The organism is Enterococcus sp. 3G6_DIV0642 (genome assembly GCF_002140635.1).
Classification (GTDB): Bacteria; Bacillota; Bacilli; order Lactobacillales; family Enterococcaceae; genus Enterococcus_D; species Enterococcus_D casseliflavus.
Window position 1 is genome coordinate 3,129,419 of sequence record NZ_NGLH01000001.1, and the last position, 25,595, is coordinate 3,155,013.

25 protein-coding genes are annotated in these 25,595 nt (G+C 44.6%); 8 read left to right on the forward strand and 17 right to left on the reverse strand.

Annotated elements, in window-relative coordinates; all coding sequences use genetic code 11:
- Positions 1-43 precede the first annotated feature (43 nt).
- Both A5878_RS15130 and A5878_RS15135 read left to right on the forward strand, forming a co-directional pair.
- Entirely contained in the window at positions 44-817 is a 774-nt protein-coding gene (locus A5878_RS15130) for a MurR/RpiR family transcriptional regulator (protein WP_005227853.1), read from the forward strand.
- Positions 810-1,250: a hypothetical protein gene (locus A5878_RS15135; protein WP_005227852.1), complete on the forward strand. Its 441-nt coding sequence runs from the start codon at positions 810-812 to the stop codon at positions 1,248-1,250. Before A5878_RS15130 ends, A5878_RS15135 begins: the two co-directional genes overlap by 8 nt.
- A gap of 55 nt (positions 1,251-1,305) precedes the next feature.
- Here the strand turns inward: A5878_RS15135 and A5878_RS15140 are convergent, their stop codons facing one another.
- Complete coding sequence (locus A5878_RS15140; protein ID WP_005227850.1) at positions 1,306-2,136, reverse strand: endonuclease/exonuclease/phosphatase family protein; 831 nt, start codon at positions 2,134-2,136, stop codon at positions 1,306-1,308.
- 94 nt (positions 2,137-2,230) lie between these two features.
- Positions 2,231-4,405 (reverse strand): PTS transporter subunit IIBC, encoded by a 2,175-nt coding sequence (locus tag A5878_RS15145; RefSeq protein ID WP_005227848.1) that lies wholly within the window; start codon positions 4,403-4,405, stop codon positions 2,231-2,233.
- Positions 4,406-4,656: 251 nt separating this feature from the next.
- On the opposite strand from A5878_RS15145, the gene A5878_RS15150 reads away from it, so the two are divergent.
- Positions 4,657-6,921 carry a glycoside hydrolase family 65 protein gene (locus tag A5878_RS15150; RefSeq protein ID WP_005227846.1) on the forward strand — a complete coding sequence of 755 codons (2,265 nt, stop codon included), beginning with the start codon at positions 4,657-4,659 and terminating at the stop codon, positions 6,919-6,921.
- 107 nt (positions 6,922-7,028) lie between these two features.
- Positions 7,029-8,048 (forward strand): LacI family DNA-binding transcriptional regulator, encoded by a 1,020-nt coding sequence (locus A5878_RS15155; protein WP_005227844.1) that lies wholly within the window; start codon positions 7,029-7,031, stop codon positions 8,046-8,048.
- 78 nt (positions 8,049-8,126) lie between these two features.
- Here the strand turns inward: A5878_RS15155 and A5878_RS15160 are convergent, their stop codons facing one another.
- Positions 8,127-9,092, reverse strand: a complete 966-nt coding sequence (locus A5878_RS15160) for a ribose-phosphate diphosphokinase (RefSeq protein ID WP_010749060.1) — start codon at positions 9,090-9,092, stop codon at positions 8,127-8,129.
- A gap of 71 nt (positions 9,093-9,163) precedes the next feature.
- Positions 9,164-9,703, reverse strand: a complete 540-nt coding sequence (locus tag A5878_RS15165) for a C39 family peptidase (protein ID WP_005233534.1) — start codon at positions 9,701-9,703, stop codon at positions 9,164-9,166.
- A gap of 140 nt (positions 9,704-9,843) precedes the next feature.
- On the opposite strand from A5878_RS15165, the gene A5878_RS15175 reads away from it, so the two are divergent.
- On the forward strand, positions 9,844-11,736 hold the full coding sequence (locus tag A5878_RS15175) for a M13 family metallopeptidase (protein WP_086295764.1): 1,893 nt from the start codon (positions 9,844-9,846) through the stop codon (positions 11,734-11,736).
- Between the two features lie 50 nt (positions 11,737-11,786).
- Here the strand turns inward: A5878_RS15175 and A5878_RS15180 are convergent, their stop codons facing one another.
- The 3 genes from A5878_RS15180 to A5878_RS15190 are packed head-to-tail and all read right to left on the reverse strand — an operon-like array spanning position 11,787 to position 13,389.
- On the reverse strand, positions 11,787-12,086 hold the full coding sequence (locus tag A5878_RS15180) for a hypothetical protein (protein WP_005227832.1): 300 nt from the start codon (positions 12,084-12,086) through the stop codon (positions 11,787-11,789).
- The gene (locus tag A5878_RS15185; protein ID WP_005227824.1) at positions 12,087-12,650 is read right to left on the reverse strand and encodes a cysteine hydrolase family protein; all 564 of its coding nucleotides are present in this window, start codon (positions 12,648-12,650) and stop codon (positions 12,087-12,089) included.
- A gap of 43 nt (positions 12,651-12,693) precedes the next feature.
- Positions 12,694-13,389 carry a 5'-methylthioadenosine/adenosylhomocysteine nucleosidase gene (locus A5878_RS15190; RefSeq protein ID WP_005227823.1) on the reverse strand — a complete coding sequence of 232 codons (696 nt, stop codon included), beginning with the start codon at positions 13,387-13,389 and terminating at the stop codon, positions 12,694-12,696.
- Between the two features lie 151 nt (positions 13,390-13,540).
- Between A5878_RS15190 and A5878_RS15195 the strand changes: the two genes are divergently transcribed.
- A complete protein-coding gene (locus tag A5878_RS15195; protein WP_005227821.1) occupies positions 13,541-14,143 on the forward strand; it encodes a class I SAM-dependent methyltransferase in 603 nt (200 codons plus the stop codon).
- A 57-nt stretch (positions 14,144-14,200) separates the two neighbouring features.
- Here A5878_RS15195 and macP read toward each other — a convergent pair whose 3' ends face one another.
- Positions 14,201-14,497: a cell wall synthase accessory phosphoprotein MacP gene (gene macP, locus A5878_RS15200; protein ID WP_005227820.1), complete on the reverse strand. Its 297-nt coding sequence runs from the start codon at positions 14,495-14,497 to the stop codon at positions 14,201-14,203.
- Positions 14,490-15,068 (reverse strand): NUDIX hydrolase, encoded by a 579-nt coding sequence (locus A5878_RS15205; protein WP_005227818.1) that lies wholly within the window; start codon positions 15,066-15,068, stop codon positions 14,490-14,492. The genes macP and A5878_RS15205 overlap by 8 nt, the downstream gene beginning before the upstream one ends.
- 218 nt (positions 15,069-15,286) lie before the next feature.
- On the opposite strand from A5878_RS15205, the gene A5878_RS15210 reads away from it, so the two are divergent.
- Complete coding sequence (locus A5878_RS15210; protein ID WP_010749055.1) at positions 15,287-15,928, forward strand: 5-bromo-4-chloroindolyl phosphate hydrolysis family protein; 642 nt, start codon at positions 15,287-15,289, stop codon at positions 15,926-15,928.
- A gap of 96 nt (positions 15,929-16,024) precedes the next feature.
- Complete coding sequence (locus A5878_RS15215) at positions 16,025-17,218, forward strand: toxic anion resistance protein (RefSeq protein WP_005227814.1); 1,194 nt, start codon at positions 16,025-16,027, stop codon at positions 17,216-17,218.
- A gap of 84 nt (positions 17,219-17,302) precedes the next feature.
- Here the strand turns inward: A5878_RS15215 and A5878_RS15220 are convergent, their stop codons facing one another.
- From A5878_RS15220 to A5878_RS15250, 8 genes are all read right to left on the reverse strand, one after another.
- Positions 17,303-18,634, reverse strand: a complete 1,332-nt coding sequence (locus A5878_RS15220; protein ID WP_086295765.1) for a cell wall metabolism sensor histidine kinase WalK — start codon at positions 18,632-18,634, stop codon at positions 17,303-17,305.
- Complete coding sequence (locus A5878_RS15225; RefSeq protein ID WP_005227810.1) at positions 18,628-19,314, reverse strand: response regulator transcription factor; 687 nt, start codon at positions 19,312-19,314, stop codon at positions 18,628-18,630. Before A5878_RS15225 ends, A5878_RS15220 begins: the two co-directional genes overlap by 7 nt.
- A gap of 75 nt (positions 19,315-19,389) precedes the next feature.
- Positions 19,390-19,548 (reverse strand): hypothetical protein, encoded by a 159-nt coding sequence (locus tag A5878_RS17575; protein ID WP_005233508.1) that lies wholly within the window; start codon positions 19,546-19,548, stop codon positions 19,390-19,392.
- 41 nt (positions 19,549-19,589) lie between these two features.
- The gene (locus A5878_RS15230) at positions 19,590-20,903 is read right to left on the reverse strand and encodes a PASTA domain-containing protein (RefSeq protein WP_005227808.1); all 1,314 of its coding nucleotides are present in this window, start codon (positions 20,901-20,903) and stop codon (positions 19,590-19,592) included.
- The gene (locus A5878_RS15235) at positions 20,896-21,570 is read right to left on the reverse strand and encodes an ABC transporter ATP-binding protein (RefSeq protein WP_005227805.1); all 675 of its coding nucleotides are present in this window, start codon (positions 21,568-21,570) and stop codon (positions 20,896-20,898) included. Before A5878_RS15235 ends, A5878_RS15230 begins: the two co-directional genes overlap by 8 nt.
- Positions 21,571-21,582: 12 nt before the next feature.
- Positions 21,583-23,046, reverse strand: a complete 1,464-nt coding sequence (locus A5878_RS15240) for an ABC transporter permease (protein WP_034869202.1) — start codon at positions 23,044-23,046, stop codon at positions 21,583-21,585.
- A gap of 273 nt (positions 23,047-23,319) precedes the next feature.
- Positions 23,320-24,705, reverse strand: a complete 1,386-nt coding sequence (locus A5878_RS15245; protein ID WP_086295766.1) for an APC family permease — start codon at positions 24,703-24,705, stop codon at positions 23,320-23,322.
- Between the two features lie 23 nt (positions 24,706-24,728).
- Positions 24,729-25,595: a GRP family sugar transporter gene (locus A5878_RS15250; protein ID WP_005227798.1), complete on the reverse strand. Its 867-nt coding sequence runs from the start codon at positions 25,593-25,595 to the stop codon at positions 24,729-24,731.

The window sequence follows — 25,595 nt, forward strand, 5'->3', positions numbered from 1 at the left end:
TCCTGGCTTTTCAGCTATACTTAATCTATAAGGAGAGGTTTTTGTGAAATTACAGTATTTGATTCAACAGCACCAATCAGAGTTAAGTGAACTTGATCGTGGCATTCTGAACTATATTCTTTCCAACGGCGATACCGTTCTATCTATGGGGATCGTCGAGCTATCCGAGCAGGTTCACGTCTCAAAGTCTTCTATTTTACGGTTGACGAAAAAACTTGGTTTTTCTGGCTATTCCGAGTTCAAATATTTTCTACGGCATCAGCAAGAACAGGCAACAACGATTTCGCAACAAAAAACGATTTTTGAAAAGCAACAAGAGGATATTTTCGCCACCCTCAACTATTTAAAAACGGTAGACTTAGCTGCCCTCAACCGCTTGTTTGACCGCAGCAAAACCATCTACTGCTACCCGACTGGGTTTTCCCAAAAGAAAGCACTGGAGGAGTTTTCCAAAATGATGCTTTCTATGGAAAAACGAGTGATCGTATTGCCGAACAAAACGGAATTTGATATGGTCATGCCGATGATCACTGCCGAAGATTGTGTGATCATCGCCTCACTGAGCGGCGAAACAGAAAACGTCAAAGAGAATCTGACGACGTTTGCGATTCGTCAGATTCCCGTTTTGACATTGAGTGCGCCAGGAGATAATTATTTTGCTCGCCATTCAACGTTTCACCTGACCTATTATTGCGATTTTTTTCAAATCGGTCGCAAGAAAATCCCTAGCCAGTCTTTGATCGGACTGAGCTGCTTGATTGATTATTTGATCCGTTCCTACGGACTATTCACTTTACAGGAGGGCAACCATGACTAAACGAAAATGGGCGTTTCCATTGATTTTACTGAGTTATTGGCTTTTGATCGCTGGTGCTTACTATCTTTATCTTTCCTTGACTGCCTTCAACCATGGGATGACCTTTGCCCAGTACCTCAGCTCGCAACCGTTAGCCGCTTTAGGGGTCTTGTTAAGTAGTCTCCTTTTGCTGCAAGGGGCTTGCCTGTACTTTATTCAACGGTTTTCCATGAGTAAAAAAGGCCTTTTGGGTCAGTATTTATTCCTGATCTTCTTTCAACAGTTGCTGACAGCGAATGTCATCGGCGCAGGACTCGTCTTTTTTACAAGAAGAAGTCTTTCGAGTCAGGAGGAAAACGCAACTTGGGGCGAAAAGAGTTTTACCTATGGGGCATTAGCATTCATTCTTTTATTGAGTTTATTCTTTTTCCTCCTTGTTCGATCAGCGATTTAACTTCCCCAAAAAGAAAAGCAGTGCCGGTTGGCACTGCTTTTTGCTGTCGTTTCTGCTAGTTTGGCTCTGTTTTTGAAGCAAAAACCACTTTGATTCCAAAGTGATCGCTGACGATCGGAGTACGCGTTCCGTCAAAAACGACTTCATATTCCGTTGCTTGCAGGTCTTTGGATGTAAAAACATAATCGATTCGCAACGCTTCTCGATTGTCTTGCCAACCATCAATGGCTTTAACGACAGAGGCTTCCCCGATCGTTTCAGCAGCCGTTAAAAAGCTGTCTTGCAGCTGTAAGGAGCTGTCAAGGACCAGTTGATGCCCAGAACTGGCGGCATCGTTGTTGAAATCACCTAGGATCAATAAGGTATCAGCCCGTTCTGCTAAAAATGCTTCTGTCTGTTGCCACTCGTAGGCAAATTTACCGTCTTGCCACCAAGAAAAATGACAGCTAATGACTTGTACGATCTGTCCATCGGCTTCAGTCACGCCGCTCAGGTTTTTGCGTGTGGTATGATCCCAGACATCCGTGGCTTGTGAAGCAAGGTATTCTTTGGCAATGATGGGCTGTTTGGACAATAAGGCATTGCCTTCGTGGTAAATGTCATAGCCTACATGACTGTAAGTCCATGACCAATAGTAATCACAGTCTAACAGTTGCAGTTCTTCCACTAGGCGTAAAGCAAAATTGTCCTCCTTGATTTCCACCAGCGTATCTGTGGGACAATACAGCCCATCAGGAACGATGGTTTGAGCAGCGATCGTTTGGTTGACTTCTTGCAAGGCGATGATGTCATAGTCGCCAGTTGCAATCTCTTGTGCGATCATCTTGCATTTTTCTAGCTGATTTTCTTCTAACCAGCTATGGGTGTTCAATGTTAATACCTTCATGAATAAGGCTCCTTCTCTCGGTTTGCTTGTACGATTCCTTTTTAAAAATAAAAGAGAGCGGGTCAACAAAAGAGTCGACCCGCTTGTCATTTTATTATAGTTTTACGATTCCAACAACTGCGGCCGCTTGTTGCTTGCCGATTTGGGTCAATTCAAAGGAATCGATTTGATCGCTGTTGGTCAACACTACAACGATGGTGGTGTCTTTGCCAGCAGCACTTACTGCAGCGAGATCCATCTCCGCTAACTTGTCACCCACCGCCACTTGTTGTCCTTCAGTGACAGCTACCGTAAAGGGTGCACCGTTTAAGTCAACGGTATCTAAGCCCATGTGAACCAATACTTCGATGCCTTCATCAGAAAGCAAGCCGATCGCATGTTTCGTTGGGAAGATGTTGGTGACTTTCCCACTGATTGGTGCGACAACTGTCGTCTGCTCTGGACGCACACCATAACCGTCACCCATCATTTTTTCCGCAAACACTTGGTCTTTGACAGAGGTGATCGGCATCACTTCTCCAGTGGCAACAGCAGCTAGTTCAGCTGTCACGCCTTGGCTTTGATGGGTAGTCGTTTCTACTGGTGCTTGACTAGCCGTCGGTTCGGGAATCGTGACACCAGAATCTAAGATATCTTGAATGTCTGATTTTAAGACATCTGCTTTCGGTCCATAGACTGCTTGCACGCCATTGTCTTTTACGATCAAGCCTAACGCCCCTGCGGCTTTCCACGCTTTTTCATCGCCGACCGCTTCTCGATTTTTCACAGAGACCCGTAAACGAGTCATACATGCATCAACGTCGGCGATATTTTCACGTCCACCTAATAAATGAATGATTTTCACGACTTGCGAATCTGGGTTCAAATTGCCATCCGCCGAAGCAGTTGCTGGCGCATCGCTGGCTCCTTCTGTTTCATAGTTGCCGTTTCTACCTGGTGTTGCAAAGTTGAATTTTTTGATCAAGAAGTTGGCCAAGAAATACATCCCGACACCAAAGACGATGGTCACTAACACAAAGTTGATCAAATCTTGTCCTAAACCGGCATTGATCGCCATTGGGGTACGGGTCAACAACTCGATATTCCCAAAAGAGTGGACCCGTAAGTTGACGATATCCGCCATCGCAAACGCAGCCCCTTGTACGACTGCATAAACGATGTAAAGCGGTACGGCAGCAAACATAAACATGAACTCCAACGGTTCCGTTACCCCTGTCAAGAAGACAGCGATAGCAGCTGATAAATACATAGAGGTATATTTGTGCCGTTTGTCCGCATCGACATTGCGATACATGGCATAAGACAAGCCCATCAAGATCCCAGATGAACCAATCATTTGTCCAACCTTAAAGCGGGCAGGAACAAAGTTTTCCAATAAAAATTGATATTGTGACGTATCGCCAGCATTGCGCATGTTCACTAGATCCGTTGCCCAAGCAAGCCATAATGGGTCTTGTCCAAAGACTTGGGTGCCGGCTTGTGCGCCAGAAAGAATCGTGTAAGTTCCACCTAATTCGGTGTAATTGATCGGGATCGTCAACATGTGATGCAGCCCGAATGGTAAGAGCAGCCGCTCCAAGGTTCCAAACAAGAACGGTGCTAAAACGGGCGCACTTTCTTGTGATTGCGCGATCCATAAACCGAAGTTGTTGATGCCTGCCTGAATGTAGGGCCAAACGATCGATAACACTAATGCGACGACTACTGAACGGGCGATCACTACGAAAGGTACGAAGCGTTTGCCGTTAAAGAAGGAAAGCGCATCCGGTAATTTGCGGAAATTATAGTATTTGTTGTAAGCTGTTGCTCCCACAAAACCGGCGATGATCCCAACAAAGACACCCATGTTCAAAGCAGGTGCTTCTAATACACTAGTAAAGAAGCCGTCGATCATGATCTTCGTCCCAAACAACGTATGGGTAAAGGCGCCTTCTTCGGTTAACATCGCGCTCGTCACGCCAAAGATCGAACCAGTGATTCGGTTGATCAAAATAAAGGCGATCCCAGCAGCAAATGCCCCACCAGCTCGCTCTTTAGCCCAACTACCACCAATAGCTAATGCAAATAATAAATGCAGGTTACCAATAATTGCCCAACCAATGTTTTCAATGACGCCTCCTGTAGTGATCAAAAATGCCCAGTCGGCATTGATCATTGGGATCGTTTTCCCAATACTGATCATCAAACCAGCGGCTGGCATAACAGCGACAACCACCATTAGCGCTTTTCCGAATTTTTGCCAAAATTCGAAACTCAATAATTTTTTCATCTTCCTTCTTCCTTCCCTGAATCGATTTACGCAATCGGTTTCTTAATGAGTTCATTCTAACGGAGAAAAAAGATTTTGTAAACCCAGAAATATCAAAAGGGATTCTATTCGCTTTTTCACCTTTATATAACTGGATCTCTCTTTCTCGATGTTTCCTTACAGGAAATTCTTTAAACGCAACAACTTTCACTTGACGATGCAATCGTTTGCGCTTATGATAGAGATATCAAAAAGATTCTGGAGGGACTTTCATGAAAAAAATCCAACGATTGTTCGAGATCGATCCATGGAAAATCGCGACATCTACCTTAGATAAAGAAAATCGTCGACTGCAAGAGTCGCTAACAAGTATCGGGAATGGCTACATGGGAATGCGCGGCAACTTTGAAGAACAATACAGCGGCGATCATCACTTAGGTACTTATATCGCTGGTGTCTGGTACCCAGACAAAACCCGTGTCGGCTGGTGGAAAAACGGCTATCCTGATTATTTTGGCAAAGTGATCAACGCGGTCAACTTTATTGCAATGGACCTATTTGTCAATGACCAATTAGTCGACTTAGCAAAAATCAGCCCAAGTGATTTCCGTTTAGAACTAGACATGGAAACCGGGATTTTACGCCGCAACTTTACTGTCACTTTGGCAGGTGCCACCGTAAAATTCTCTTTTGAACGCTTCTTGAGCATCGTAAAACGTGAACTTGCCCTCATTAAGATGGACGCTGAGATCATTGAAGGCGACGCTGAGATCAAAGTCGTTTCTAAACTAGATAACAATGTCCATAACGAAGACAGCAACTACGACGAACGTTTCTGGGAAGAATTGGCTCATGGTCAAACCGAAACCTTCCATTACTTGACCACTCGGACCGTAGAAAATAATTTTGACATTGAACGCTTTACTGTCACTTCTGCTATGCGTCATAGCCAAACACCGATCGATTCCGTGAAAAACGAGCTTTGCGTTGCTGATACCTTTGCCTTTTCTGGAACAGCCGGTGACACCTTCTCATTGATCAAAGAAGTCTTGATCGTTACGAGTCGTGATGTTCCCGCTCATGATCATCCAGCAAAAGTCACCGAATTAGGCACTTTATACAAAGCAGATTATGATGCGTTGCGTGCAGAACAAGTCGCTGCTTGGAAAGCCCGCTGGGATTTAGCCGATGTGATCATTGAAGGCGATGCTGCGGCGCAACAAGGGATTCGTTTCAACCTGTTCCAATTGTTCTCAACCTATTATGGTGAAGACGAGCGCTTGAACATTGGACCGAAAGGCTTTACTGGTGAAAAATATGGCGGTGCGACTTACTGGGATACCGAAGCCTATGCAGTTCCATTGTATTTGGCATTAGCAAAACCAGAAGTGACCCGCAACTTGTTGAAATACCGTCACAACCAATTGCCGCAAGCCCATATCAATGCGCAAAAACAAGGCTTAGCAGGTGCCCTTTACCCAATGGTGACCTTCACTGGGATCGAATGCCACAATGAGTGGGAGATCACTTTCGAAGAAATCCACCGAAATGGTGCCATCGCTTATGCCATCTACAACTATACGAATTATACTGGCGATACAAGTTACCTGAAAAAAGAAGGATTAGAAGTGTTAAGCGCGATCTCACGTTTCTGGGCAGATCGTGTCCACTATTCAAAACGCCAGCAAAAATACATGATCCATGGCGTTACAGGACCAAACGAATACGAAAACAATATCAATAACAACTGGTACACCAATAAAATGGCTACTTGGGTCTTAGCTTATACCTTAGCCAGCTATGAAGCCTTCAAAGACGAAGCGACTGTCACGATCTCTGACGAAGAACAAGCCAAATGGCAAGACATCATCGACAATATGTACTTCCCAGAAGACCAAGAGCTTGGTGTGTTCGTCCAGCATGATACCTTCTTAGACAAAGACTTGATGCCCGTTTCCGATCTTGATCCAAAACATTTGCCGTTAAACCAAAATTGGTCGTGGGATCATATCTTGCGCTCTTGCTTTATCAAACAAGCCGATGTTTTGCAAGGTATCTACTTCTTCGGCGATCAATTCAGCAAAGAAGAAAAACAACGGAACTTTGATTTCTATGAGCCGATGACAGTGCATGAATCTTCCCTTTCTCCAAGTATCCATGCGATTTTAGCAGCGGAATTAGGCATGGAAGAAAAAGCGTTGGAAATGTATGAGCGGACTGCTCGTCTTGATTTGGACAATTACAACAATGATACCGATGATGGCTTGCACATCACTTCTATGACCGGTAGCTGGTTAGCGATCGTTCAAGGTTTTGCTCAAATGAAAACTGATCACGATCACTTAGGGTTTGCGCCATTCTTACCTAAAACTTGGAGCCGCTACGCCTTCCACATCAACTATCGTGGACGTCTGCTCTTTGTTTCCGTCAATGAGTCAACGGTGACTTTGAAGAAAATCAGCGGTGAGGCATTGCCAATCAAGTTGTATGGCAAAGACTATGTTTTAGAAGACGAAATCAGTACAGCGATCAACTAAACAAGCCTTCTGAAAGAAGAAATGTCTGCATTTCTTCTTTCTTTTGATTGGCTCTACCCTTGTGCCGACACTTTGTGATACTATAAGCTAAAAAAGGAGGGAAATCAGTGAGCATTACGGTCAAAGATGTCGCCAAAAAGGCTGGCGTCGCTACATCCACGGTTTCTCGTGTCGTAAACGATCATCCCAGCATTTCTGAAGATACCAAGAAGAAAGTGCGCAAAGTAATGGCAGAAATGGGCTATGTCCCCAATCTTGCGGCTCGAAATCTCGGCAAACAGATATCCAGTGCCATCGGCGTGATCTTGCCGCCTCTTGATTCGAAAGAACGACTAGGAAACCCCTTTTATTTAGAAACGATCGAAGCCATCAATGAAGAGGCCCGCCATCATCAAATGACGGTTGCCGTTGCCTCCGCCCGTGACTTTGCTACATTACTAAAAAACGTGGAACGGATGCACCTGCAAAAACAAGTAGATGGCTTTATCTTGGTCTATTCCGATGAAAAAGACCCCATCATCGACTATCTGGTCGAAAAAGAAGTCCCTTTTACCTTGATTGGTCAACCATACAGCAATGAAGACAAAATCGTTTTTGTCGATAATGACAACCAGTTGTTAGGCAAGCAAGCAACTGAGCATCTGATCGCCCAAGGGCATACGAAGATATTATTTGCTACCAATACGACCCATGAAAACCTGTATTTCGAGCGTTTCTTCGGCTACCAAAAAGCCATGATGCTAGCAAATCTCCCCTTTTATCCAGCATTGACCTTTGAAAAAGCGGAAGATTACGTCACGTTTGAAGAAACGATCAAAGAATCCCAAGCAACGGCCATCGTCGTGATCGATGATCTGTTCGCTGTGCGGATCATTCAATTAGCGACGATGTATGGCTACAAAGTCCCCGACGACTTATCCATCATCAGTTTCAACAATTCGATCTTTGCTACTTTGACCCATCCGTATTTGACTAGTATCGATATCAACGTGTTGTCCTTAGGAAAAATCGCTACCGAACGGCTGATGGCGCAATTGAATCATGAAGATTCAAACGGCGTACAGCTGGTCGTACCACATAAACTGATCAAACGAGAAACGGTCTTAAACCGCAACCAGTTGAACTGATCCGCTGGGTCTTGTCCACTTCCCCTTACATGCAAAAGCACCCGCTGTCCCTAAGGATAGCGGGTGCTTTTCATATTTTTATTTATACTCTTTGCTTTCCAGGCGGAACAATGGACTCATTGGTGTATTTTCGTGAATGCGGCGAACGGCTTCCCCCATCAATTCGGCACAAGAAATGTAGTGCAGTTTTTCTGGATGGCGTTCTTCGCTGGTCCAGCAAGAATCGGTGACACAAATACTTTCAATCGCTGATTGATCCAAAATTTCTTTAGCAGGCGGTGAAAGCAAGGCGTGAGAGACACAAGCATACACTTCGCTGGCACCAGCTTCCTTCAACAAGTCTGCCGCTTTTGCCAATGTATGGCCGGTATTTAAAATGTCATCAACCAAAATACATTTTTTCCCAACGACATCACCAATCACATAGCCGCCATCGGCTTCATCTTGATCGACGATCGCGATCGCTGTATCTAAGTATTCTGCCAAACTACGGGTCCGTTGGACACCGCTGTTTTTTGGTGAAACCACGACATAGTCGTCACCGGTCATTTTTTGTTCGCGATAGTAATGGGCAAACAATGGGATCGTAAAGAGATTATCCACTGGGATGTCGAAAAATCCTTGAACTTGGACGGCATGCAGATCAAGCGTCAAGATTCGAGAAGCCCCTGCTTCCACCAGCATATTGGCAATCAATTTTGCAGTGATCGGCTCATGCGGGTTGGCGGTTCGGTCTTGCCGCGCATATGCGTAATAAGGCAAAACGACATTGATCGTCTTCGCACTAGCCCGTTTCATCGCATCGATCATGATCAGTAGCTCTAAATAGTGATCATTGACGGGTTCATTCGTCGATTGAATGATATAAATATGGTCGCCCCGCACACTTTCTTCGATATTGATGGCAATCTCTCCATCACTAAACTGTGTCACTTTTGACTTCCCTAGTTCTGTACCGAAAACTTTCGCAATGTTTTCTGCTAATGGTAAATTTCCATTTAAACTAAAAATTTTCAACGAACTATCTTTATAACTTTCGCCCATGATTGCCTCCAATGAATGTGGTTGTTTTCTTCTATTCTAGCACAAAGTGACTGTTTTTTTAACCGTCTCGTTCAAGGAAGTGTGACGGTACCGTTTACCCAACTGGCGGGAATCACTTTTTTGTAGTTGCCCCAGTTGTCATGAACTTTAAAATAGCGTTCTCCGCTGGCGGTTTCAGCGTAGGCGTAAGCCACGACCCAATGATTGCCATACGTGCTGCCTAAAGGCTTCAAAATACCGATGATCACCGGTTTGCCTTCATCGATTCGTTTGCACGCTCGATGCCAGCCGCCAACAACAGTCGCACGTCCGCGGTAAGGCAATTGGAATTGATCGAAAAACCGAGTCAATCCATGACTGACCTGCCAAGCGATCGTCGGCAACCCATGAGGCTGAATCAGCACCCGCAGCATTTCCGTCACTACTGTCAGATCCCGCTGTTTTTTTCTACGAAATGCTTTCGGGATGATCGTTTCATCGATGTAATCTTGATAGTAGGCCAAAAAGACGGCTGCTGCATAGGTGCCGCATAAATACCCTGAAGGAGTGACCCACTGCTTATACGGACGAAACCGCTCTTCGGCGATCCCTTTCCACTCTACTTGTTCCATCTCGTTCACCTGCCTTTTTTCTTATTATACCTTAGATTCTCCTCCTACTTGGATCAAAACCCTTTTTCGCCTAGAAAACTTTTCTTTGCGTCCTTACAGATTTTGTTTCATAATAGTAGAAAGCGAGAGGAGCGAAAGACATGACAACCTTGTTAAAAGATGATTTTTATGACTATGTAAATGGCGAGTGGCTGGAGACCGCTGTTATTCCAGCAGATAAACCCGCTACGGGTGGATTCCAAGATCTCGTTGACGGAATCGATTCCTTAATGATCGCAGAATTTGAAAATATGGCACACGATCCCCATGCTACGCCAAAAGGCCGCATGAAGGATGCTGTGGCTTTTTACCGCTTAGCCAGCGATTTTGCCCAACGAGAGGCAGCTGGTGCTACTGAAGCAAGTGCACTATTAGCAAAAATCGAAGCGTTGCCTTCTTACGAGGAATTGAATCAGCAACTGGCAAGTTTCGTTTTAGAGGGCATTGCCTTGCCTTTCCAACTAGATGTCGATGCAGACATGAAAAATGCGCAAATGAATACTTTGTCGGTCTATCCGCCTGCTACTATTTTGCCGGATAAAACCTATTACACAGAAAACCCCCAAGCAAGCGAAATGCTGCAAGTCTACTTTGAGATGGCCGTCAACGTTTTAGTTGCTTATGGAAAAGACCAAGCAGAAGCGGAATCATTGGTAGAGCAAGCGATCGCATTTGATAAATTGATCGCCCCTCACGTCCGCAGTGCGGAAGAAAGTGCGGATTATAGCAAAAACTACAATCCTCGCTCCTTGGAGGAATTTGCAAAGCAAGCTAGCAAGATCGATTTTAGACAACTCTTGACGGCCCTTTTACCAGGTACACCGGAAGAGCTGATCGTAACGGAACCCGCTTACTTTGAAGCCTTTGACATTATTGTTTCTGATAGCCATTTTGAACTCTTGAAAGGCTGGATGATCGTCAACCAAAGCTTGCGCTATACTAGCTATCTGAGTGAAGAATTGCGTCAGTTAGGCGGAACCTACAGTCGCTACTTATCAGGGATCGATGAAGCGGCTCCCCAACAAAAAGCGGCTTATTACTTAACGATGGGTCATTTCAGTCAAGTGATCGGTGATTATTATGGACGCAAGTACTTTGGGGAAACAGCGAAAAAAGACGTCAAACATATGGTGGAAACAATGATTGCTGTCTACCAAGATCGTTTGCGCAACAACACGTGGTTAAGTGAAGAAACCCGCCAAAAAGCGATTATCAAATTGAATCGTTTAGGCATCCATGTCGGGTACCCTGATCAAGTTCCTGTCATTTATGACCAGTTGCATACCGATGAAGAGAAAAGTCTGCTGGCGAATGCCCTGCATTTCAATCGTTTGTTCCGAGAAGATGCCTTCAAAAAATGGCAGCAGCCTGTGGATCGTGAGGAATGGGAAATGTCCGCCGCTACCGTAAATGCCTACTATCACCCATTTAAAAACGTGATCGTTTTCCCAGCGGCAATCTTACAAGCGCCCTTTTATAGTTTGGAACAATCCACCAGCGCAAATTATGGGGGGATCGGCGCGGTCATTGCTCATGAGATTTCCCACGCCTTTGACAACAACGGGGCAAAATTTGATGAATATGGTAATTTAAACAATTGGTGGACAGAGGAAGATTTGACACACTTTGAACGCTTAGCTCAAGCGATGATCGACGAGTTTGATGGCCTGCCCTTTGCCGGCGGTACCGTCAACGGCACATTGACTGTTTCTGAAAACATCGCCGACGCAGGCGGACTAAGCTGTGCGCTAGAAGCAGCGCAAAAAGAAAGCGACGTTTCTTTGGCAGACTTCTTCACCAATTGGGCGAAAATTTGGCGTACAAAAGCCAAAGAACAATACCAACAGCTCTTACTGTCGATCGATGTCCACGGACCAGCTAAACTACGGGCCAATATCCAAGTTCAAAACATCGATGAATTCTATACAACCTTTAATATCAAACCTGGTGACCCTATGTATCGTGCACCAGAAGATCGTGTGCAGATCTGGTAAACAAAAGCGCAAGCAGAAAAATCTGCTTGCGCTTTTTCTTCGCCAATTGTTTATTTCTGTAAAGCTTTTTTCATCATACTGATCACAGAATCAAATTGGGAATGCTCATTGACGACTTGATCGGCTTTTTGCCGATTGGGGCGGTCTTTTAGAAAGTCGAAGATTTGGTTTTCATTCTGGATGCCTAATTTAGCCATAAACTCATCCAAGTTCTGAAAATCCGTATACTTTTGTAAGAAGTCATTGTTCAACAACGCCTTTACATCAAGATCCCCTTTTTGATACGCTTGATAAAGGCTAGTCAGTTCACTGAAACTGAAATTTGCTTTTAATTGATCCATCCATCCCATTTATGCTTCCTCCTTCGCAGAAATGATTTTCGCGCCCAGGGTATTTTCAAAATGGCGTAGTGCCCATTCATGTCCGACCGCGTCAAAGCTGGCAACAGTATCTGCATCGATCACCAGTTGGTAGCCTAAATTATAGGCATCCACTGCTGTATGCAAGACACAGATGTCGGTACAAACGCCGGTCAGGTACAATTCCGTAATCCCTCTTTCCCGCAGTCGGATGTCCAAGTCGGTACCGCTAAAGGCGGAGTAATGACGCTTGTCGATCCAATAGACATTTGGCGCTTCCTGATAGTTTTCATAAAGCGGTGCTAGACGGCCGTAGAGATGTCGCCCCGTACTGCCCGCAAGATTGTGGGGTGGGAACAAGCGGTTTTCAGGATGATAGTTGTCCGTTTCCTCATGACGATCAATGGCAAAAACGACATACTCACCGGCTTCGATAAAGGCTTGCGTCCGAGCTACTAAGGCAGCTTCAATCGCTTGCCCAGCAGCACCCGTGGTCAATCGTCCCTCATCTGCAACAAAATCAAACGTATAATCAATGGATAGTAATGCTCTCATGCTTCCTTCCTCCTCTTACTGATCGGCTCTCCTGTTTTTTTAGTTACTTTAATGTTTCAACGAATGCCAAGACCATTTCAGCGGAACGCTTGCCAGCTTCTAAGATAAACTCATCAAAAGAGACGGTTGCTGCGTGGTCGGCGGTGTCGCTGATCGCGCGCACGATCAAGAAAGGAATATTGAATTGCTGCGCGGTCTGTGCGATCGCGGCGCCTTCCATCTCACAAGCCAAGGCATCTGGAAAATGTCCTAAAATCTCCTGTACTTTTTGCGGGTCATGAATGAAGCTGTCACCGGTAACGATCAGTCCCTTTTTCACGGTATGATGAGTCGCTTCTGCGGCTTTCGTCATCTCACTGATCAAATAGCGGCTGGCTTCATAATACAAAGGCATCCCGCCAGGCAGCTGGCCATATTCATAACCAAAGCCCGTCACATCGACATCAAAATAGGCCACTTTATCTGAAATCACTAAATCCCCTACTTGTAAGCCGGCACCGATCCCACCAGCTGATCCAGTATTGATCACCATATTGACCCCGTATTGTTGGATCAATAAACTAGTAGTGATCGATGCCAGAACTTTGCCGATACCTGAACGAACGACGATCACTTCATGATTGCCGATACTTCCTGAAATAAATAGTGCGCCGCCGCGTTCCCAAGAAAGCGGTGAAATCAACTGTTCCCGCAACGCCTTGATTTCTTCCTCCATTGCACCAATAATACCAATTTTCATGTGTTTGCCTCCTGCTTCTCGTTTATTTTTCACCCTTTAAAATGAAAAACAACAGAAATTCCCACGTATCTACTGACGTGTTTTTCTCCTTTCATGATAAACTAGTTTTGACGAAACGAACAGTTTTTTGTCATTATAAAAGGAGGCACTTATGTCTGAAATTTTCAACGCCATGGCAGCAAAATACGATACCCCTGAACGGATCGCGTTAGCACAATTAGTCACCCAAACCCTTGAACCTTATTTTAAAGACAACCAGCATCAAACTCTGATCGATATCGGCGGCGGTACCGGCCTAGTAAGTCTGCCCTTAGCAGCTTATATCCAGCACTTAGCCATCTGGGATACTGCCCCTAACATGATCGAGGTTTCTGAAAAAAAAATCAACCAACTGCAGCTGGCCAATGCTTCTGCAACTGTCCACGATCTGCTGCAAGAATCCTTACAAGCAAAAGCAGACGCGGTGCTGCTATCCCTCGTCTTGCTGCATATTCCTGACACAGCCGCTATGATGGAAAAACTATACGCCTTGCTAAAGCCAGGAGGAACCCTTTATCTAGTGGATTTCCTCAAAAACCCCGCCGTGTCTCACCCGCTCGTTCATAATGGGTTCGATCCTGCCGCATTGACTCAACTGGCAGAGACGACTGGGTTTATTACCACTTCCTTTAACGTTTTTCATGAAGCGGATCATTTGTTCATGAATCAGCCAGCTGCCATGTTTTTAGCTATTTTGAAAAAGCCGACCGAATAACAAAAAAGCCGCACTTGCAGAAGATGCAGGGGCGGCTTTTTCTTAGTACTAGAAGAATCACAACAAAAAGATCGCTAAACCAACGACGACTAACAATAAAGTGACGATCACAATGGCTTTCATTAAAAAACGGTTCAGATCCCGAGATTTCTGGTTCTCACCGGCACGGGTCTTCGTGATTTCTTTGTTTTTCTTGCGCACTTTTCGGTAGTGGTTATCAATTTGTTTTTCTTTTTGTTTCCATTCTTTCTTGCTTTGCTTTTCTACGATTTGCTGATTGCGTTCAGCTGCCGCTTGTTCTTCTTCGCGTCTGCGTCGAAGCTCACTGCGGGTGATCAATGGTTCTTTAGGCAAGTCCGTTCCTCCGTTTCAATTCCAGCAACTCCCAAAATTGGATCGCAAACACGGTCTTCGCATCACAGATCGTTCCATCAGCGATAGCGGCTTGTGCTTGCTCTAAGGTCAATTCATAGACTTCCAGCACTTCATCTTCGTCTTGCGGTAAGGGATTTGTCACTTTTTCCAGCTCTTTGGCATAATAGACGTGCAAGAGCTCATTAGCAAAGCCTGGTGAAAGGTACATAGAAGAAACGTGCTCCAGCGTTTTTGCACGATAGCCGGTCTCTTCTTCTAATTCCCGGGCGCCAGTCAAATCTGGACGAGCGCCTTCTCCTGGATCAATTTTTCCTGCTGGTATCTCTAAAATCACTCGCTCTAACGGTTTTCTGAATTGGCGAACAAACAGCATTTTGTTCTCACTTGTCAAGGCGATCACGGCAACACCACCAGGATGAAAGACTAGTTCGCGTTTACTGGTCCCGCCATTTGGCAAGGAGACATCATCAACGACCACATCAATGATCTTGCCATGGAAAATTTCATTCCGTTGGATCGTTTTTTCTTCAAAATCTTTAAATTCTAACATCTATCGACACCTAACTTTCCTCATACGTCTTATCTATCAAACACTTTAGCATAATTTAGAAAAAATATCTTCTTAAGAAATAGCAAGAAAGCTTATGAATTTACTAAAAATCGGAAAATCCACCCCAAGTCTGATATTTTTCTTTTAGTGAACATGCTAAAATAAAGATGTCGAATAACCCAATCTACTTGTCCAAGAGATTTTTAGGAGGAGGAAAAATGAAAAAAAACATCTGGCTGATCGTTGGTGCGATCGTCCTCATCAGTATTATTTTTAACGTAGTAGGCGATTCATTTGCGAGCCTATTATTAATCGTCGGTGCAATTTTAGTCTACGTCGGTATTAGAGGGCGTAAAGTTCCAGCAGCCGACCCACAAGTTTTGCCTTCTTTAACGAGAGAACGAGAAGCCCATTACTTGAAAAGCGGAATGACTGCTCGTGAGATCGAATTGTTCCGTGAAACGATGAATCAGACGAAACACCAAATCGATAAATACCAAAAAAATATCACTAGTAATAACAAGTTAAAAGCCATTGACTTGCGTCACGATGCCTTGCGTGCCTCAAAAGCTCTTTTCAAAGAACTCGTGAAAGAACCGACCAAACTGCCTTTGGCAAGTCATTTCCTTTATACACACTTGCCCAACATGGTCGATTTGACCGATAAGTTCATTGAAATCAATAGCCATGAGATCAAAAGTCGGGAGACCTATGATAAAATCGAGGAAAGCACCCAAATCATCGAGCAAATGGCTTCCTTGATCGCCAAAGACTACTCCCAATTTGTAGCAGACGATCTTGATGACATGGATGTTGAGTTATCCATTGCCAAACAAAGCATAAAACGAGATAATGAATAGGGATAGATTCTGATTGGCAACAAGAAAAGAATCTAAAAAAAATCTAGCCCAGGCTAGATTTTTTTCGAAAGCAGACAATTATTAGGAGGAGTTATTATGAGTGAAACACCAAATCAAGTAAAACCCGTAACGGATACGCTTGACGATTTATTGAACAACCCATTTTCAACCCCTGTCGACACTTTGACCACCACTCAACAAGCGGAAATCAGTCAGCTGAAAGAACAGCAAACGGCACCGCGTTTGATTGATAAATTACCGCCAGAGCGTCAAGCACAGGCCCAAGAATTAGCCAGCAAAATCGATGCGACCGACCAGCAAGCGGTCATCACCTATGGTGCAGCTGCCCAAACCAAACTTGGGGAGTTTTCCCAATCCATGTTGAACCATGTCCAAGCAGCTGATATCGGCCCTGTGGGCGACTCATTGACGGAGTTGATGTATCGCTTGCAAGAAGCCAATCCAGACGAACTGCGTGCAGGGGAAGGCAACTTATTCAAGCGGATGTTTGGTAAAGTAAAACAATCCATTTTTGAAATCACCGCTAAATACCAAAAAATCGGTGCCCAAATCGACAAGATCGCCGTCAAATTGGATAAAGAAAAAGACGGTTTGCTAAAAGACAACATGATGTTGGAACAGTTGTATCAAAAGAACAAAGATTACTTTGATGCATTGAACATCTACATTGCCGCTGGCGAGTTGAAGATGCAAGAATTGCAAACCAAAATCATTCCTGAAGCCATGAAAAAAGCAGAAGAAACGAATGATCAAATGGACGTACAGATCGCCAACGATTACACGCAATTTCTTGATCGTTTAGACAAACGGACTCATGACTTGCGCTTGGCACGTCAAATCACGATCCAACAGGCACCGCAAATTCGCCTGATCCAAAACACGAACCAAGCGTTAGCAGAAAAAATCCAAGCTTCTGTCAATACAGCGATCCCACTATGGAAAAACCAAGTGGTCATTGCCTTGACTTTATTGCGTCAAAAAGATGCAGTTACGGCACAACGCCAAGTTTCTGAGACCACCAATGATCTATTGAAGAAAAACTCAGAAATGTTGAAAGTTTCTGCTATTGAAACAGCGAAAGAAAACGAGCGCGGCATCGTCGATATCGAAACCTTGCAAAAAACACAAAACGACCTTGTGGAAACGATCCAAGAAACATTACGGATCCAAAAAGAAGGAAAAGAAAAACGTCGTGCTGCCGAAGTGGAATTGGGTCATCTAGAAGAAGACTTGAAAGACCGCTTATTGGATTTAACCAGCAACAAGTAAATTTCACCTATCAAAAGAGGACTTCCATTCATGGAGTCCTCTTTTTTTGAAAAATTTTATTTAAGTGAAAGCCGCGATCCAATCTCAATGAAATAAAACTTCAAAGTGATTGACGCCGTCTTGATCCACCGTCAAACTGATTTGCGCCTGCAGCATTTCTGTGATGGCTTTGGCTATGGCTAAACCTAACCCATAGCCACCGTCTTGATGGTTGCGAGAAGGATCCCCGCGGTAAAAGCGATCAAAGACATAGGGAATTTTTTCTTCAGGGATCGGGCAACCACTGTTAGAGACTTGCAGCACCGTTTTTCGTTGGCGTTCAACGAGTGCCACTGTGACGGTTTCTCCAGTAGGTGTATATTTCAAGGCATTGTCTACCAATATCATGGTCAATTGCCGCAAGGCTTGCTCATTGCTTTCAAGACTCACCTGTTTAGCGATCTGTTCCTGATAGTGGATCCCTTTTTCCAGTGCAATGGCCTCCATGCTTTGATAAACACTTTGCACGACTTGACTGGCATCGATCACCGAACGCACGACTTCTTGCTCGGCACTTTCGAATTTGGTCAGCATCAATAAGCTATTTACTAGCTCATCCATCCGTTCGGAACCTAACTGGATGTTTTCCAGCCATTTCATTTGGCTTTCCAAGGTTTCTTCTGGACTGCCAGCTAATACCTCAGCATTGACTTGAATGATCGCCAGTGGTGTTTTCAACTCATGGGAAGCGTTAGAAACAAACTCTTTTTGTTTGCGCCAAGCCAGCTCAACTGGTCGTAAGGCTCGATTGGCGACATAAAAGCTAGCGATATAAATACTGGCTAAGGCTAAGACCCCGATGAGCAAAAGCGTGGTTCTTAAGTTGCTTAGACTGGTTTTGTAGTCGGTGACATCAAAGAACAGCACTTGATAAAATGGCTCGTAATTATTGATACTGGTGGAATATTCCCCCGTCGAATCATGATTGATCGAATAATGACTAAAGGAAGTCACCAAAAAGAGCGCATACCGCCAATTTCGGCCATTTACCTTCACTTCGTTAGGGATCTCCCCTTGTTTCGCCGCTGCATCGACCAATGCTTCATAAAGCTCGTTTTGATCGACGCTCTCATCAATACTTTGAATCACAACATCCATTTGATCCACGTCGACTAGAGCGATTTCTCTGAACTCACTGGTACTATTCGTGATGGTCAACATCATTGGATACTCAGGTTCTGTCAGTGATTGCCGTACTTCCTCCTCATCCAACGGTACCGCAGCTAAGGTGTTGGCTTCTTGCGAGATCAATGATTGGATCTCGTTTTCAATTTGGGTGGCATTCAAAATATAGATAAAGGTAAAAGCACCTAAGACAATGATTGAGATCAACACCATATTGAACCACAGCATTTTATTCCGTAATTTTTTTAACATAGCGGCTCCTTGCTCTGCAAAATATACCCCGCATTGCGGATCGTACGAATGCCGATATCCGCTTCTAGCAGCGTCAGTTTTTTTCGCAGCAAAGATACATAGATCTCAACGCGGTTTTCTTCCACATCGGGATCAAAGCCCCAAATCTTATTGATGATGGTTTCTTTTGATAAAATCACTTTAGGTCTGGATAAAAATAGCTCCATCAGTTTCATTTCTTTGGGTGACAGCACCACTTGATTGGTCGTCGTAGCCAACTGCAGCTCATTACGCGCCAAGACCACGTTGCCAAATGCTAACTGGTCTTCTTGATAATCCAAGTCTTTTCTTCTACTTAATGAACGAATCCGTGCCAGCAGCTCTTTCATTTGAAAGGGTTTCGTCAAGTAATCATCTGCCCCTGCATCCAAGCCGAGCACTTTGTCATCGACTTCGCTTTTGGCCGTCAACATAATGATCGGCGTGCGAATATTTTGCTTGCGTAACGTCTTTAGCAATGTGATCCCATCGATTTTTGGCAGCATGATATCCAAAACGAGAAGGTCATACACCCCACTTGCTGCGTAGTCCAACCCAGTCTCGCCATCATACGCCAAATCAACGGAATAATGCTGTTTTTTCAATAAGCTGGCAACCGCTTCTGCGATCGATGGCTCATCTTCTACGAATAAGATCCGCATCGGTCAGTCCCCCTTTTACACTCATCATTTCTTTTTTTCAATCACTTTTCGGTAAGCACAATCATTCCTGTAGGATCATTCCAATTGTTCTCCAATAAACCGTTCTGTTGAAACGATCCGCACGTGTTCGCTGGATTGATGAATCCACATGTGTAGCAACAATGCTACCATACCGCTTAACAAAAAGACAAACAGCTTTTTCCTAAGGTCTTGAAAATTCTCTTGATGACGCATGGGTTTCCTCCTTTTTGCAGGTCATCGATAAATCCGCTCGGCTATTCTGGATCAGTAGCCGCTGGGGCTGTCTGATTGCCTAAGCTGATATCGAAGGTGATCGTATCTTCTAACGGTAAAAACTGATTGAACTTGCTCATCCCCACGATTGTCCCGTAGGGTTCTGCTGAATTGACATAACGGACTTGATAGCTGATGTTCGCCCCTTTTGAACGGAATTCATCAAAGAAGAGTTTTTGCAGATCCCCTTCAAGGAGCTCGCTTCGACGGTAATCTTTGATATACGGTTGACCTGCTGAATAGACGACTTCAATGCCTTGGTCATCTTTGCTGGTTAAAACGGTCCCGGCGGTCTCACTTTGCGAGATCAATTGTCCGTAAGGCAGACTCTGAGTAAACTGCATCCGCATCCGCACAGTGACACCCTCAACAGCGGCCTGGGCATCATCTGGTAAAATCGTTGAAAAGTCTGGTACGGTGACCCCTTTCCCTAGAGAAATCGTTACTTGAAACGCATCCCGTTTCGCGATTTTTTCTTTTGGTGCCACGCTTTGTTCAATGACTTTGCCTTCTTCCACAGTATCCGAAGCCTGTTCTTTGATTTCAAGCTCCAGCTCATGGGCTTTCCCCCATGTTTCTACCTCTGCACGGGTTTTATCACGAAAGTCTGGTACTTCAATATCTTTTTCAAAGGTTTCTTCGCCTTTGGAATAAAAGACTCGTCCGACATCTCGACGATGATAGTTTTCTTGCGAGACTTCTTTATTAGTAAATTCTACTCGAATCGGTGCTTTTTCCTCGATCTCATCGTGGTATTCATCGACGATCGTCAAATTGCTGGCTTGATTTTTTTCGATCCACTCTGCTGCCTCGTCCCTCGTCATTTCCATAAAGTCTGGCAATGCCAATTTCTCTTCTGGATCTGGGCCTTGGCTCACCGTTAGATGCAGGGTGCTTCTTTTTCTGACTCGACTTCTGGCGGCTTCTTCTTGGGCGATCACTTGATTGGCTGGGGCTTCATCATAGGCAGGCGTCACATCGATCGCAAGATCATGTTCCGCCGCCCATTCCCTGACTTCTGAGATCTCTTTGTCCACAAAGTTATCCAGTCGGACGTACGCCAATTGGAAAAATAAAAAGCCGCTGAGTAGAAGTAGTCCGAGTAATGCACCAAGCCCCAGCAGTCGTTTTTTCCGCCGTTTCTTTTTGAAGGAGGGATCGTGTTCGATCCCCTCTTCTAAAGAAGCTGAACCTTTTTCTTTGCGGGAAGCACGGGAAGAAGGTGCTTTAGCTGTAGCTGATTCCTTGTCTGGCTCTTTCGGTTCTTCTTCAAACTTCGATAAAAAATCACTCATAGGCCGTCAACTCGCCGTTTTTCAAATAAAAGGTCTGATCCGACTGCTTGGCAATTTCAGTCGAATGCGTCACTACGATGATGCACTTGTTGTGTAAAGTAGCTAAATCTTTAAAAATATCCACGATTTCTTGCTCCATGCCTTCATCCAAATTTCCCGTCGGCTCATCGGCTAAAATGATATCAACATTGGTCGCTAAGGCACGAGCGATGGCGACCCGCTGTTGTTCCCCACCGGAGAGCTGATTGACGAAACGATCAGCTTTCGTGGAAGTGATTCCGATATAATCCAACAAGCGATACGCAATTTGATCGTGTTGATCGGGGAGTTTGTTGTCTGAGATCGCCATCGAAACAAGGACATTTTCTAATGCCGTCAAATATGGGATCAAGTTGTAACTTTGAAAAATCAAACTGATCTTGTTGCGGCGATACTCTTCATAGCCGATCGTTTTGATATTTTTTCCTTCAAAAAATACTTCCCCATCGGTTGGTTGATCCAATGCGCTGATCAAGGAAAGAAAGGTGGTCTTTCCAGAGCCTGATTTCCCTAAAATCGTGTAAAATTTACCTTTTTCAAAGGAGATATTGGTTTTATCTAAAATCTTCCGACGATTCTCACCATCTTGGTAGTAATACGTCATCTCTTTGGTTTCTAAAATTGCCATGTTCTTCGCTCCTTACAGCATGATTTTTTTCGGATTCAAACGCAGAATATATAATAGCGGCACCACTGCCGAAAGCAAGATCGTCACGATCCCGGTCGCTAAAAAGGCAATGATATAAGGCAAGGTGTATTGAACGCGAAACGCTTCGTTGATCGTTGCTTGATCGATTTTTGGTACGCCCGCAACGCCCACAAAGAATTGCTCCACCCCTGCTTGATTTGCCTCTAGCATACTGCTGGATAACAAAGATTCAGAAACCATCTTGCCCAGCATATTCCCTGTGACCAAGGAGATCAGCATTGCACTGACACCAATCAACAGGAGTTCGAGCACGATTTGTGCAAACACGTATTTCCGTCGTTCCCCTAACGAAAGGTAGATGCCTAACTCATATTTACGATCTCGGGTAAACAAGACAATGACCAAGGAGATAATAATCAAGGAAGCAATCACCGCAATCACTACGACATATGAGGAAATCTGTGATAAGCGATTCATGCTGGTTCCCACGCGGTCATACTCATCCGTAGATGCATTGACCTTATAGCCATTTGGCAAGAGCGGTGTCACCTCTTGTTTGAATTGCTCTGCATCTTCTGGTTGATTCAAAATAAATTGCGGGGTGAAGTAATCTTCACCCGAACCGAAATCTGTCGCTGGAAACGCCGCTTGCTGTCCCGCACGTTCCTCTTCAACAATCGTTTTCACGGCATCATTCGGCATATAGATACGATTGAAGGGCCGGTCATCAAATGCAAATGAGCTGACCATGCCATCTTGTCCTTGATCGTTCGCTTGTTCTAAGCTGGTATTTTTAAAGATCCCGACGATTTCGATTGGGTAATCATTGCCTTTTTGCTTCTCAGGGTCCATCCCTGACGAATAATCGACAAACTGTCCATCTAAGACCATAGTGTCTCCCACGGTCAAGCCGTTTTCCTGAGCAAGCTCTTCAGAAATCAAACCGACACGTTTTCCCGTACGCTGCTCCTCTTCGTTAAAGAAGCGACCTTGCGTTAAATTCACCGTATCCTCTTCAAAATCTAACGGCTGTAGGAGATTGGTTCCTGTTAAATAGACCGCAGAAGGCATGCCCCCAACGATCATGACATTCTCATCTTCCTCTTGTGGGCTGAAACTATAGGGTTTGAAGTTTTCAACAGCAATCACTGTTTCTCGTAAATAATCGTACTGCTTGACTTCGGAGCGTTCACCGATCTGCTTGATCAGCTCCTCTGACAGCGGCTGAATCTCCTCCATTCTTGCGCCGCTATCACTATTTGCCATCAACGCTTCATAATCGATCTCAATCGTTGCCAGTGAGCCTAATTGGTTTTTGATCTGCTTTTCGACATTTTGAGTCGATTGATTGACCGCAATTGCGCCAGCGATCACATTTCCTAATATCAGAATAACAGCAAACAATATCGCAGATTTCCCTCGCTTTCTCGTCACACTCAGCCATGCTCGTTTCATATAATTCACTTGCCAACATCCTCTCTTTTTTTCTCTAACAAAAGCATACTGGATGAACCTTTAGTGAATCTGTCATTTGCAAATTTTTTCAAAAAAAGCAGAATCGTAGGGAACTTTTGATAAAAAAGACTGTTGTTTCAATAATCGACTCAAGCAATCATCGGAATGTGAATGACAAAAGAACATACCTCCCAAAAGATTTCTTTGGGAGGCTTTGCTATAGTTAACAAAAAAAGACAAAGACCACATCTGGGTCTTTGTCTTTTCGCTATCTTATTCGTCGATTTTCTCATTTAATTCACTGTTACGATAGCCAAATACAAAATAGATCGCGATTCCGATCACTAAGGAGATCCCAAAAACGATCCAGGTCGCCGTTTGCAGACGGGTCATCAAGAAGAGACAGCTGGCAACGGACAACAAAGGCAATAACGGTACCAGGGGTACTTTAAATTCACCTTTAGCAGGTGGCCCCATCATCTTCCGCAGCTTGATGATCCCTAAGGACATTAAGATCATATAAGACAATGCCGCAATGTTGGTCAATTCTGCCAAGATATTCAACGGGAAAGCTGCCGCAAAGAAGAAAGCAAAAACACCAGCGATGTAGGTCGCTTTCTTTGGTGTTTTATGCTTAGAATCGATGGCTTGCATGGCTTTTGGCAATAACCCATCTTTACTGATGGCATATAACAGACGCGCCAAAGAGTACATCATAGCGATCGTCACTGTTAATAAGGTCAAGATCGCCCCTACGGAAATGATTGATCCGACCACTCCATGACCGACATAACGCATCGCAAAAGCCACCGGATCATTGACTCCTAATTCAGCAAACGGCACGATTCCCGTCATGATCAGTGTGACAATGATATAAAGGACTGTTGCGATCGCAATGGACCCAATGATCCCCCGAGGGACATTTTTCTTTGCATCTTCAACTTCTTCCGCCGCCATTGCGACGGCATCAAAGCCAAGAAAAGCAAAGAAGACTAACGCTGCACCATTAAAAACGCCTGAAAAACCAAAGGGCATAAAGGGCTGCCAGTTGCCTGGTTCCACGAAAAAGGCACCAAAGACGATAAACAAGAGGATCACGCCGAATTTCACCCATACCATGGCATTATTCAAACGCAACGCTTTTTTCGCTTCTTGGCTGACCCACAAGGTTACGAAAATAATGACTAAACCAGCAATCAGATCAATGTAGGTCCCCTTACTTGGATCATAACCGCCCGTCAAAGCGGTTGGTAAATGGATATCCGCACTGGCCAAGAAGCCTTGCACATAGCCTGACCAGCCAGATGCCACCGAAGAAACGGCCAATAAGAACTCGCAAATCAAAAACCAGCCTGCCAGCCACGCGGTAAATTCACCAAAAACGACATACAGATACGAATAGGCGCCCCCTAAAACAGGGATCCGAGAAGCAAATTCCGCAAAAGAAAGCCCTGATAACACAACAACGATACCAGCTACAACAAAGGAAAGAATCAATGCCGGTCCGGCATACTCAGCAGAAGCAGTCCCTGTAACAACAAAGATACCTGTGCCGATAATGGCGCCGATCCCCAACATAATCAAATCTTTTAACTTCAACTCTTTTTTTAAATTCGTCACACTTTCCCGTTGTATGACTTTTTTTCGAAATAAATCCATAACTCCTCCTCAAAAATATAAGTTTATGTTGCTTTCATATACCCCAGCAAAACACCACCGATAATCACCAGCAGACAACCAATCACCACATAACGCAGTTCTTTCTTGGTTTTCTTTTCGCCGAGAATAAAAATCCCGCCTAGCGTTGAAATGATGATCCCCATCTGCGACAATGAGAAGCCCACCGCGAGTCCGACTTGCTGAACCGTGATCAGCATGCAGACATTTCCGATGCCCCATAACAACCCTGACAAAGCATTTTTCCCTACAAAACGGTCGACCTTCGTCTTCCTTAAAGCAAATAGGCTGGCACCGATCAGCATCCCGACACTTTGTGGCAAAATGATCGCCAAGGGGTCCAATCCTGCCCAAGTAATCAAAATCGTATAGGCGCCGTAACCGATCGTTGATGAGATCAATGCCCGAAATCCTTTAGGAAAATCAAGCATCTTGCTGCCAGCTTCTACCGGACTTTCGCCATCTTGACGAGCGGTCAGATACGCCCCGATCACCAACAAGATCAATGCGCTAACACCTAGTGCATAATCGCGGGTCTGTGTCCATTCTGCAAAAAACAATGCACCTGCGACTGTATTTAAAATCAGCTGCATGCCGGTTGAAAGCGGCAGTCCAACAGACACACCTAAATATTTCATGCCATGGAATTGACCGTTTTGACCGACGGACCAAAAAAGACCAGACAAAAGACCGATCAAAATCACCTTTCCATCAATCACTGGCATCGTCACAAAAAATACGACCAGCGAAAAGAAAAAGGCACCAATCGTCATTCCTAGCGTTTGCTGGTTCGCATCCCCGCCAAGTTTGGCACTTACTAAACCAATGCTGCCCCACGCAAACATTGGTACTAATGCAACGAGTATCTCCAT